Source organism: Streptomyces sp. NPDC023527, assembly GCF_055560115.1.
The window spans coordinates 321,994-333,672 of sequence record NZ_JBVHJJ010000008.1 but is presented as its reverse complement, the minus strand read 5'-3'; the positions used below and the strand labels follow the sequence as shown (position 1 = coordinate 333,672).

Annotated in this window: 9 protein-coding genes; 5 read left to right on the top strand and 4 right to left on the bottom strand. The window is 73.3% G+C overall.

Annotated elements, in window-relative coordinates; translation table 11 throughout:
* Positions 1-33 precede the first annotated feature (33 nt).
* On the top strand, positions 34-825 hold the full coding sequence (locus ACZ303_RS18655) for a thioesterase II family protein (protein ID WP_467340176.1): 792 nt from the start codon (positions 34-36) through the stop codon (positions 823-825).
* 222 nt (positions 826-1,047) lie between these two features.
* Here ACZ303_RS18655 and ACZ303_RS18650 read toward each other — a convergent pair whose 3' ends face one another.
* The 3 genes from ACZ303_RS18650 to ACZ303_RS18640 form a co-directional block, all read right to left on the bottom strand.
* Entirely contained in the window at positions 1,048-3,225 is a 2,178-nt protein-coding gene (locus tag ACZ303_RS18650; protein WP_467340174.1) for a PIG-L family deacetylase, read from the bottom strand.
* Positions 3,226-3,531: 306 nt separating this feature from the next.
* The gene (locus ACZ303_RS18645) at positions 3,532-4,215 is read right to left on the bottom strand and encodes a response regulator (RefSeq protein ID WP_467340172.1); all 684 of its coding nucleotides are present in this window, start codon (positions 4,213-4,215) and stop codon (positions 3,532-3,534) included.
* Positions 4,212-5,471, bottom strand: coding sequence for a sensor histidine kinase (locus tag ACZ303_RS18640; protein WP_467340170.1), 1,260 nt, complete (start codon positions 5,469-5,471; stop codon positions 4,212-4,214). Before ACZ303_RS18640 ends, ACZ303_RS18645 begins: the two co-directional genes overlap by 4 nt.
* Before the next feature lie 169 nt (positions 5,472-5,640).
* Here ACZ303_RS18640 and ACZ303_RS18635 point away from each other — a divergent pair, with 169 nt between their 5' ends.
* The 4 genes from ACZ303_RS18635 to ACZ303_RS18620 all read left to right on the top strand — a co-directional run bounded on the left by ACZ303_RS18635 (position 5,641) and on the right by ACZ303_RS18620 (position 10,622).
* A complete protein-coding gene (locus ACZ303_RS18635; protein ID WP_467340168.1) occupies positions 5,641-6,096 on the top strand; it encodes a cupin domain-containing protein in 456 nt (151 codons plus the stop codon).
* Positions 6,097-6,249: 153 nt separating this feature from the next.
* Positions 6,250-7,395 (top strand): alpha/beta hydrolase, encoded by a 1,146-nt coding sequence (locus ACZ303_RS18630; RefSeq protein ID WP_467340166.1) that lies wholly within the window; start codon positions 6,250-6,252, stop codon positions 7,393-7,395.
* A 422-nt stretch (positions 7,396-7,817) separates the two neighbouring features.
* Positions 7,818-8,945, top strand: a complete 1,128-nt coding sequence (locus ACZ303_RS18625; RefSeq protein WP_467340164.1) for an alpha/beta hydrolase family protein — start codon at positions 7,818-7,820, stop codon at positions 8,943-8,945.
* A 123-nt stretch (positions 8,946-9,068) separates the two neighbouring features.
* A complete protein-coding gene (locus tag ACZ303_RS18620) occupies positions 9,069-10,622 on the top strand; it encodes an alpha/beta hydrolase (RefSeq protein ID WP_467340162.1) in 1,554 nt (517 codons plus the stop codon).
* Here ACZ303_RS18620 and ACZ303_RS18615 read toward each other — a convergent pair whose 3' ends face one another.
* Positions 10,623-11,672 (bottom strand): polyprenyl synthetase family protein, encoded by a 1,050-nt coding sequence (locus ACZ303_RS18615; protein ID WP_467340160.1) that lies wholly within the window; start codon positions 11,670-11,672, stop codon positions 10,623-10,625.
* Positions 11,673-11,679 lie beyond the last annotated feature (7 nt).

The window sequence follows — 11,679 nt, the reverse complement described above, 5'->3', positions numbered from 1 at the left end:
CGTCGTGAAATTCATTGGAAGGAAACACCGTTCGTGATCGACAACACCGACAGGACCGGCCGGGCCGCCGTCTCCGAGGACAACGGCCTGTGGATCCGCAGGTTCCACCCGCGCCCGGACAGCGACGTCCGACTGGTCTGCCTGCCGCACGCCGGCGGTTCCGCGAGCTTCTTCTTCCCGGTGTCCCAGGCGATGCCGGAGTCCGTCGAGGTCCTGTGCGTGCAGTACCCCGGGCGCCAGGACCGCCGCAAGGAACCGCTCATCGACAACATCCCCGACCTCGCCGACCGGGTCTTCGACGCCCTGCTGCCCTGGGCCGACAAGCCGTTGGCGCTCTTCGGGCACAGCATGGGCGCCACGCTCGCCTTCGAGATCGCCCGGCGCTTCGAGAAGGAGCGGGACACCGTCCTCGCCGGCGTCTTCGCCTCCGGCCGCCGCGCCCCCTCGGCCCACCGCCACGAGACCGTGCACCAGCGCGACGACGAGGGCATCCTGCGGGAGCTGAAGAGCCTCAGCGGCACCGACACCCAGATCCTCGGGGACGAGGAGGTCCTGCGCATGGTCCTACCGGCCATCCGCGCCGACTACCGGGCCGCCGAGACCTACACGTACGAGCCCGGGGAGCCGCTGCGCTGCCCGATCGTCGGCCTGACCGGCGACGACGACCCCAAGGTCACCGTGGCGGAGGCCAAGGCGTGGGGCGACCACACCGACGGCGCCTTCGACTTCCACGTCTTCCCGGGCGGCCACTTCTTCCTGGCGTCCCACCAGAGGGAGATCAACCGGCTGATAACGGACCGGCTGCGGGCAGCCGCGGCGGGCTGACGTCACGTCGCGGGCCGGGTGCGGAAGACCACCGCGACGGGCTGACGTCACGTCCGGGCCGCGGTCCCGCGACCGCGGCCCGACGGCACGTGGGTGGTCTGGAACACAGGACCGGCCCTCCACCCGGCTCATGCCGGGTGGAGGGCCGTTTCGCTGTGTCCGTTCCTCGGGTCCCGCTGTTCCTGGCGGCCGTTCTGACCGGCCGTCCCGATCCGGCCGCCGCTACGAGGCGACGTCCGTGCGGGCCTTGCCGTCGTGGGCGACCCAGGCCGTGAAGGGCGACGTGCCCGATCCCTGGTGGCGGGCGGTGCTCAGCGTCCCGTCCATGCCGATGACGACCGTGACCGTGCGGTCCTGGGCGTCCTGGACCATGCCGGGCGTGCCGCGGTGCGCGATGCCCACGCCCTGCCAGGGGCCGGGGCGGCCGGAGCCGGCGGACAGCCGGACGTGGCCCTTGTCGTCACGGTCGGCGAGCACGGCGGTGTTCCCGGCCTGCGCGATGGAGACCCGTCCGTAGCCGCCGAGCGGCTCGCACTGGGCCGACACCCGCCAGCCGCCGCTGTCAGCCGGCCGGTCGGCGACCAGCACGCGGGACGTCTCGGGCTGGCGCATGGCGACGCGCATGCCACCGCCGGAAAGCGCCACGAGGGTGAGCGGGCCGGTGACCGCGGGCAGCCGGGTCGGCTCGGCCGGCTGCGGGGCCCCGCCGGGGCCCTCGGACATCCAGTGGTGCACGGTCTTGGTGTCGGCGGCCACGACGTGGATCCGCCCCTGGCCGTCGAGGGCCGCGTCGATGCCGTCGTGGACGTTCACCGGGGAGCCGGCCGTGGACAGCGACTCCCACTCCGACCAGTCCTTGCCACCGGCGCCGCTGCGGAAGCTCACCCCGCCGTCGAAGTTCCGGACGAAGACGTGGACCGTGCCGTCCTTGGCGGCCACCGCGACCGGGTAGCCGACCTCCATCGAGCGCTGGGGGTCCGTCTCGGGCGAACCGAGGGACTCCCAGGGGCCGAAGGCGGGGGTGCCGGAACCCTTCCCGGTCTGGAGGGCGGTGACGACCTCGCGCCGGTGCTCCCGATCGTCCCTCTCGCCCTTGTCGCCCTTGCGCCCCTTGTCCCCCGCGTCCCGGCCCGGCAGGACCGTGCGTATGGAGAACAGCTGGAGCGTGCCGTTGGCGTGGCGCACCGCCTGCACCTGGCCCTCCAGCATCGAACCGCCGACCGAGGCGGGCGCGGACCAGGTGCCGCTGCCGGCCCGGGTCTCGGTCCAGCACTGCGCTGCGCCGTTGAGGAGCGCGAAGGCCGCGAGGCGTCCGTCGGGGAGCGGCTGCACCCAGCGCATCGTGCCCGGGGCGCGGTGGCGGCAGTTGCTCGACCAGCCGCGGTACTTGGTCCCGGACGTGCGGCCCACCTTCCGGTCGCCGCAGCCCGCGGCCTCGCCGCAGTCCTTGCCGTCGGCCCAGCCGTAGGTGTCGAGGAACTTCAGCTTGTGGTCGGTGGTGGCCTTGTCGAGGTTGCTGGGGAGGTGGGCGACCTCGTAGCCGACGTAGCTGTCCACGGCCGTCGGGCGGGCGTGCTTGCGGCCCCAGTACTCGGCGAGCGCGGCCTGGGAGAAGAACGCCGACGTCGTGTGGTCCTGGTGGTCGTACTTCGCTATGCCGTGCAGGACGGGCGGGGTGTTCGGGAACTCCGGCTGCTTCGGCAGGTGCGAGGGGTTCGGGTCGAGGGTGCGGACCACGGTCGGCTGGTAGCGCTCGAAGACCGCCACGAGCGTGTCGATCAGCTGCTGGCGCCCGTACTGGAAGGTGCGCGAGACCGGGGTACCGGCCGGCCGCAGCGTCGTCAGCTTGGGGGTCGCCCCGAGCCACAGACCGCGCAGGCTCTCCTTGCGCGGATTCCTGAGCGTCCGCGCCTCGATCAGCTCCAGGAAGATCAACTGGACCTGGGGGGCCGCGCGCAGCGTCTGCACCTCGACCTCGTAGCCGGGCACCAGCTTGAGCGTCTCCACGTCCCAGGGGCTCAGCGAGTCACCGGTCGCCATCCGGGCCGTCGCCTCGCGGAAGCCGTTGACCCGGGCGCGTACGAACTCCGGCCGCTTCTCGGGCAGTTTGCGGTAGTTCCGCGCCCCCGACAGTTCATTGCGGCCGTCGGACTCGCCGCCGGTGAGGCAGACCGTCACGGACGGGGCACCGCTGCGGATCGACTGCTCCAGCTCCGGGTTCATGAAGTAGAGCGAGTCGTCGGGATGCGCGATGACGTGCACGAACGACTCGGACGTCACCGCCTTGGCGTTCCGCGCCGGAGCACCCTTGGAGCCCTTCTTCGAGTCCGGGGCCAGCCACTGCCAGGCACCCACCGCGCCCGTTCCGACGACGATCCCGCCACCGGCGACCTGAAGCACGCGGCGACGCGGTATGTGCCCTGGCACAGGTGTCCCCCTACTCTCCTGCGCCGAGCGAGCGCGGTAGTGATACGAGCAAAACGAAAGGGGCGATTAGAACTAATCGCCCGCCGATCATGAGTTCGATCCTATGACCTGCAACCTGCTGTTTCCCTGCTGTTTTGTAACAGCCGTACGTCGGCCGGATGTAGGTTCCAAGGCGGTTCGGCAACATGACCCGCCGTTTGCAAAACCGGTTACCGAGGGTCGCGTGCCGGTCGCGGAGCCGGTTCGCGACGGCGGTTTTCGCCGCCTCCGCGCGCGGGGCTACGCCTGGGTGTCCGCCCGGCCGGCGTCATGGACGAGCAGGGCGATCTGCACCCGGTTGTTGAGGCCGAGCTTGGTCAGGATGCGGGAGACGTGCGTCTTGACCGTCGCCACTCCCATATAGAGGCCCGCGGCGATCTCCGCGTTGGACTGCCCGCGCCCCACGGCGACCGCGACCTCGCGCTCGCGGTCGTTGAGCGCGTCCAGCAGCGCCCGCGCCCTGCTGCCCCGGGTGTCCCGCTCCCGGTCCGTCACCTGCGCGATGAGCTGACGCGTCACGGTGGGGGAGAGGACGGGCGCGCCCGCCGCCACCCGCCGCACGGCGTCGACGATCTCCGCGGGCGGGGTGTCCTTGAGGACGAAACCGGCCGCTCCCGCCCGCAGGGCGCGCAGCACGTGCTCATCGGCGTGGAAGGTCGTCAGGACGATGACCTCCGGGGCGTCCTCGCGACCGCGCAGCCGCTCGGTGGCGGTCAGACCGTCCATCGACGGCATGCGGATGTCCATCAGCACCACGTCCGGGGCGACCCGGTCGACCAGCTCGGCCACCTCGCCGCCGTCGGCCGCCTCACCGACGATGCGGATGTCGGACAGACCCCCCAGCATGAACGACAGCCCGGCCCGTACGAGCGGGTCGTCGTCGACGAGCAGGACACGGATCGGCGGGGTCTGTGGCGCGTTCATGACGGCCACGGTAGCCAGCCGAGGACCTGGAAGCCGCCCTCGGGTATCGGGCCGTGATCCAGACGGCCACCGGCGAGTGCCGCGCGCTCGGCGAGCCCTATCAGCCCCTGTCCGGCCCCCGGCACGGCTGGACCGGGCCCGTCCGCGCCCTCGCCCGGTCCCGCCGTGTTGGCGACCAGCACGGTGAGTCCCTCGTCCGGTGAACCCTCGACCATGACCCGAACTTCTGCCCCGGGGGCGTGCTTACGGGCATTGGTCAGCGCCTCCTGCACGATGCGGTAGGCGTTGCGGCCCGTGGCGTCGGGCACCGACCCCGGGTCGGCGATCCGCTGGTCGAGAGCGACGCGCGTCCCCGCCTGCCGGGACTCCCCGACCAGCTCCTCCAGCACCTTCAGCGTGGGCTGCGGCCGGGCGGTGGCACCGGGCGCCTCCTTCCGGAAGCCGTCCGGGGGAGGGGCGGTCGCCGCCGTGCTCTCGGGGGCGCGGAGCACTCCGATCACGTCGCGCAGCTCCTGCAAGGCGTGATGCGCGCTGTCGCGGATCACCCCCGCCGCCCGGGCGACATCGGTCGGCGACGCGTCCGCCCGGAACTCCAGCGCCCCCGCGTGCACGCACAACAAGGACAACCGGTGGGCGAGTACATCGTGCATCTCCCGGGCGATGCGCTCCCTGGCCAGACGCTGGGCCCGCTCGGCCCGCAGCGCCGCCTCGGACTCGGCGCGCAGGGCCCGCTCGCGCAGCTCCAGCACCAGCTGACGGCGGGACCGCATGAACATGCCCCAGCCGGTCACGGTGAGGACCAGCAGCACACCGAGCACGGTCGACGCCATGAACGCCATGCCGGGGTCCGGCCGGAGCGCGGCTTGCGCGGGCGAGGCGACCAGCGCGAGGGACCCCACCCACGCCACCACCCGGAACGGCCGGTGCAACGCCACCGTGAACATCGCCACCAGCATCGCCCCCGCCGCGCACGGGGTCACGGTGCCCACCACCACCAGCACCACGGCCAGGGCGGTCGGCCACCGCCGTCGCGTCCACAGCGCCGCGCACGCCGCGGCGCCCACGATCTGGTCGACGACCAGCACCGCGCCTGAGGTGTCGGGGTCGCCGCGCAGGGACTCCACTGTCAGCAGGCCGACGACCGCGGCGAGGGCGATGCAGACGATGTCCACGAGCCAGTCGCGCATGCCGCGCGGCACCCTCGTTCGACCGGCCGGCGCCCCCGCCCGACCCTCATCCGCTCGTTCCCCGTCCATGACGAGCAATCTACTGACTCGTCGATCTCCGCGGTCGGGTCGAGTGGCGTCCAGCTACCAAAGTCGCACGGTCGAAGACTTTGGGAGGAGCGGGCCCAGCCGTTCGGCCGGACCCGGAGGTGCCGGGGCGCCTGACGGGCCCGACGGCCGTGCGCGAGGATGTGCGTCCATGACGGACAACCCGAACACCGCGCACCCGTCCGAGCTGGTCACCCTCCTGGATCTGCGCCCCCACGTGGAGGGCGGCTGGTACCGGGAGACGTGGAAGACCACCGGCGAGGCGCTCCCCGACGGATACGAGGGCCCGAGGGCCTTCGCGACCGGCATCTACTTCCTGCTCCACCCCGGCGAGGTGTCCCGCTGGCACCGCGTGCGCTCGGACGAGCTCTGGCTCTGGCACCGGGGCGGCCCCCTCCGGATGCGGCTCGGCGGAACCGGCGACGCCCCGGACGACACCGGGACGACCGAGGTGACGGTCGGCGACGGCGTCGAGCGCGGGGAGCGGCCCCAGTTCCTCGTCCCCGCGGGCACCTGGCAGTCCGCCGAGCCCGCCGGTGCCGAGCCGGCCCTGGTGACCTGCGTGGTCGCCCCGGGCTTCGACTTCACGGACTTCGAGCTGGCGTGAACGGGCGGGGGAGACGGCCGGGGTGACCCACCCGGGGTGACCCACCCCCTACCCCGGTATCACCTCCGAATGGCGCCCGTGGTGTGACGCCCGCTCACCCACCCCCTCCCTACCTTTCCCTCCGTCACACCACTGGACGAGGGAGAGACATCCATGCGCCGCTTCAAGCGCACGCTGGTCGCCGCGGCGCTGGCGACCACCGTCATCGCGGGTACGGCGGGCTGGGCCACCGGCAACGAGCAGACCGCCGTCACCGGCCCGCCGGCCGGCACCGCGGCCTGGCGCGCCGACCACTCCCTCCACCGCGACCTGCCGGACCCGGCCACCGCCGCCCCCGCCGACGTCACCGCCTTCTTCGCCGGCCTCTCCGAGCCCCGGCGCCATGACCTGGCCGCCCGCCACCCCCTCGTCGTGGGCAACCTCGACGGCACGCCCGTCCCCCTGCGGTACGAGGCCAACGCCCGGGCGATCGCCGCCGAGCGCGCCACCGAGCGGGCCCGCGCCGACGACGCGCGGCTGCCGCGCGCCGAGCGACTGGCCGCCCGCGAGCGGGCCGACCGCTACACCGCTCTCCTCGCGCCGGGCCGCCAGATCCTCGCCTTCGACCCGCGTGGCCGCGGCCAGCTCGCCGAGGTGTACGGCGACTGGTCCACCGCCCGCCGCACCGCCGTCGTCGTGCCCGGCTCGGACATCGACCTCGCCACCTTCGACCGTGAGAACGACCCCTACGGTGCCCCGGCGGGCATGGCTCGGGCGCTGCGGGCCGAGATGACCCGCCAGGCGCCGGGCACCCCCAACGCCGTAATCGCCTGGGCCGGTTACACCACTCCCGTCGGCATCGGCCTGGACGCCGCCACGGGCCGGCTCGCCCAGGCGGGCGCCCCGCGCCTGGAACGCCTCCTCGCCGGACTCGGCGCCCCGCACGCCCCGGCGGTCTTCTGCCACAGCTACGGCTCGGTCGTCTGCGGCCTGGCCGCCCACACCATCGACGGCTCCGAGGCCGCCGACCTGGTCATGCTCGGCAGCCCCGGCGTACGGGCCGACTCGGCCGCCGCGCTCCGCACCGGCGCCCGCGTCTGGGCGTCGCGCCGCAACGACGCCGACTGGATAGCCGACGTCCCCCACACCCGCTTCCTCGGTCTGGGCCACGGACCGGACCCCACCTCGCCCTCGTTCGGCGCCCGCCCGGTCTCCTCGACCGGCGCCCACGGCCACTCGGCCTACTTCACCCCCGGCACGGAATCCCTGCGCAACTACGCGGCGATAGCCCTGGGCTCGTACGGCACGGTCCACGGATAGAGCGCCCGCGCCCGCTGTCCCTGTCCACCTCGTCCGGCGGCCCCCGGGAACCCATGGGTTCACGAACCACCCCGAACCGGCGCGGCAGCTGACCATGGGATCACACACGATCCAGAGGGCGGAACACTCGGTCAGCAGCAGTTGGGGAAGTCCCAAGGCAGCCGGCCCGCCCCGAGGGCGAGCCGCGTCCTGCCCACGACGGCGCCGTTGCTGTCGCGGAGGGTGATGCTCGTTCGGAAGTTGCCCCGCGGGTGAACCGCCCTCACGTACCCGTGTTCAGGTCGCGCCCCACGCCCGTACGTCATGGAGCCCGCGTTCCGCTACGAGGACGGCGCGTGCGCCCCGCACGGCGTACGCCCCCGCGCGCTTCTCCGCCCTGGGGTGGATGCCGCAGGTCAGGCGTCCTGACTACGGTAATGATCATGCTCTGGAAAACGAGGAAGACATCCCGGCGGTCCTTCGTGGCCGCCGCCCTGCTGACGGCCCTCGCCGTCCCCCAGGTGCCGGCCGCTGTCGCGGCGTCCGCTCCGCCCGCCCCGGCCGAGGTGCCCGCGCCCACGACCAAGGCTCCGATCGGCACCAAGACACTCCACCTGGTCGACGCCTCGCGCCCCGACCCCTGGAAGCCGGCGGCCGGCAACCGCGAACTCATGGTCACCCTCTGGTATCCGGCCCTGCCCTCGCGGGCCGCCAAGGCGCCCTACACCTCGAAGGCGATGTCGAAGGAGATCCTCGGCAGCGACGCGCTTGCAGGCGTGCGGACCCATGCCGTCACCGAGGCGCGCCCCGCCCCCGCGCCCCGGCCGCTGGTCGTCCTGTCGCCGGGCTTCGGCATGAGCCGCGTCACGCTCACCGCGCTCGGCGAGGACCTGGCGTCGCGCGGTTACGCGGTCGCCGCGGTCGACCACACCTACGAGGCGTCGGTCGAATTCCCCGGCGGCCGCCTGGAGAAGTGCCTGATCTGTGAGAAGCCGGACACCGGTGCCGTCGTACGCAACCGCTCCAAGGACCTCCGGTTCGTCCTCGACCGGCTGACTGGCCCCCGCAGCGAACTGCATGTGGACGCCCGGCGGATAGGCGTCGCCGGGCACTCCATCGGTGGTGCGAGCGCGGTGGAGGTCATGCGCGACGACCGGCGCGTGGACGCCGCGGTCAACCTCGATGGCGACTTCTTCCCCGCGCCGCCCGCCGACGGCGTCGACCGGCCGGTCCTGCTGCTCGGCGCCCAGCGCGGCCGGCCCGCCGATCCCCAGGACAACTGGAACGACACCTGGAAGCACATGACCGGCTGGAAGCGCTGGCTCGACGTGCCCGACGGCGGGCACTGGACGTTCACCGACGGCCCCTGGGTCGTGGACCGCTTCGGCGGCCCCGTCTCGGTACCGCCGGAGCAGGTCGAGGGCGCGCTGGGCACCCTGCGCGCCGACCGCGCGACCGCACTGACCAGGGGCTACGTGGCCGCCTTCTTCGACCGGCACCTGCGCGGCCGGCCGAGCCCGCTCCTCGACCGGCCCTCCGCGGCCTACCCGGAGGTCACCTTCGTCAAGTGACGGCCCCTCGCATGCCGTAGGGGTATAGCTGGTACCACCCCCGACACGGATACCAGCGATATCGACCGTGATCTTCGTGGACAGGAACATCGAAGGAGTCCGGAAAACGCTCCAGGAGGATCGATGTTCGAGTTCACGAAGTCGCGGTGGGCCCGCTCCGCCGTGACCGGCGCGGTGGCGACGGCGATCGCGGCCGCGGCGGTGCCGGCGACCGCGGCCGCCGCCCGGCCCGCCGCCCCCACGCCCGTCCCCGACCGCTACGCCGCACAGACACTCGCCTGGAAGCCCTGCGAGCCCGGCGCCTCGCTGGAGTGCGCCGAGATGACCGTCCCGCGCGACTGGCACCACCCCGGTGTGGGCGAGGACCTGACCGTGGCCGTGTCCCGGCAGCGGGCGGGCGACCCGGCAAGGCGGCGCGGGGTGCTGATGATGGCGGCGGGCGGGCCGGGCGGCAAGGGACTGCTGCGGCCCGCGACGCTGGCCGAGAAGGCGCCCAAGGTGAGCGCCGTCTACGACATCGTGGGCTTCGACCAGCGGGGTGTCGGGCGCAGCACCCGTGTGCGGTGCCAGACCGACGCGGAGTTCCGGGACTACTTCTCGGGCGACTCCCGGGACCGCTCGCCCGCCGCGATCCGGCGCACCTTGGACAACGCCCGGAAGTTCGTGGACAGCTGCCGCGACCGCAGCGGCGACCTGATGAACTACATCACCACCGACCAGACCGTCCGCGACATGGACCTCTACCGCTCGCTGCTCGGCGAACGGCAAGTCTCGTACTACGGCCCCTCCTACGCCACGATGATCGGCGCCTACTACGCGACGGAGTTTCCGCAGCGCGTCGAACGGGTCGTCCTCGACAGCAACATAGGCTTCGACGGCACCTGGGAGAAGTTCATGCTCGGCCAGCCGCTGAGCTTCCAGCGCCGGTTCGCGCAGGACTTCCTGCCCTGGCTCGCCGCCAAGGACGACGTCTACCACTTCGGGCGCACGGCCGCCGAGGCGGAGGCGAAGTGGGAGAAGCTCCGCGGCGCCCTCCGGGACCACTCGCTGCCGATCGGCGGAGGGAGGACGGTCGACCCCAACGGGCTCGACAGCGCCGCCGTCGGGGCGATGTACGGGGCGAGGAACTTCCCCGACCTGGGAAGGACGCTCGCCGCGCTGGACCACTGGGACCGCGCGACCCCCGAGGAGCGCAAGCTCGTCGAGGGCGCCTTCGGCCAGGCGCCCAGCGCGGACTTCTTCGCCCAGTTCTTCTCCGTGACGTGCAGCGACACCCCGTGGAACCGCGACACCGACCACTGGGTGCGGCAGGGTGCCGAGGACACCGCGAAGTACCCCCTCGCCGGCGCCCGCGAACTCTCGTACACCGCTGTCTGCGCCAACTGGCCCGCCAGCAAGGCCCCGAGGATCAAGGTCACCGGCAAGGGCCTCCCGCCCGTCCTGATGGTCAACTCCCTGCGCGACCCGGCCACCCACTACGAGGGCGCGCTGAGCGCCCACCGCGCCCTGCGCGGCTCGCGCCTGGTCACGGCCGGCGGCGGTGACCACGTCCAGTACCTGGGCGGCAACACCTGCGTGGACGGCATCGTCGACGACTACCTCCTCAAGGGCGCGCTCCCCGCGCACGACACCACATGCGAGGCCGGTCCCCTGCCGATACCCGCCGGGAAGCGCTAGTCACAGCTGCCGCTCCAGCAGGTATTGGGAGAGCTCGACGAGTTCGTCGGCGGCGCGCTCCGCGAGCGGCACGCGGCGCAGGCACTCGTGCGCGGCCGCCGCGTGGCGCCGGGCCTCCTCCAGGGCGAAGGCCCGGCCCCCGGCCGCCTCGACGAGCTCCGCCGCGCGGTGGGCGGCGGCCTCCTCCACCGGGGCGTCCGAGCCGAGCAGACCGGCCAGCCGGCGGGCGGCCGCCGGGTCCGAGGCCATGGCGGCGAGGACCGGCAGCGTCTTCTTCCGCCGCCGCAGATCGCTGTGGACCGGCTTGCCGGTCGTCCCGGGGTCACCCCAGATCCCCAGCAGATCGTCGACGGCCTGGAACGCCAGCCCCAACCGCCGCCCGGCCTCCGACAGAGCGCCCACCAGCAGCGGCGGGGCACCCGCCAGAACGGGGCCCAGGGCCGTGGCACAGGCCAGCAGGGAGCCCGTCTTACGAGCCGCCATCGCCTGGTACTCGGGTATGCCGACGGCCTCCGGCCCCAGCCACGGCCGGCCCTCGAACAGCAGGTCGTCGGCCTGCCCGTGGACCAGCTCGCCCAGGGCCTCGGCGAGGTGCCGTACGGCCACGCCGCAGTGATCGCCGCCGGCCCCGGCCAGGGTCCGGACGCCGAGCGCGAACAACGCGTCACCCGTCAGGACCGCGGGACCGGTGCCGAACGCCTTCCACGCGGTGTCCCGGTGCCGCCGCCGCTCGTCGCCGTCCATGATGTCGTCGTGCACCAGCGAGAAGGTGTGGACGAGCTCGACGGCCACGGCGGCGGGCACCGCGATGTCCCCGGGCGCGCCCACCGCCTCCGCGCCCAGGACGGCGAGGGCCTGCCGGACGCCCTTGCCGCCGGGCACGGCGCTCGGCGTGCCGTCGGCGTCGCACCAGCCGAGGGAGAAGGACGCCATCCGGCGCGGCAGCGGATGCAGGCTCCCCACGGCCGTTCTCAGGGCGGGCTCGACCAGATCCCGGCAGCGGACGAGCGCGTGGGGTGCGGGCACCTGCAGACCGGTCTGCGACGTCATGGGCTTC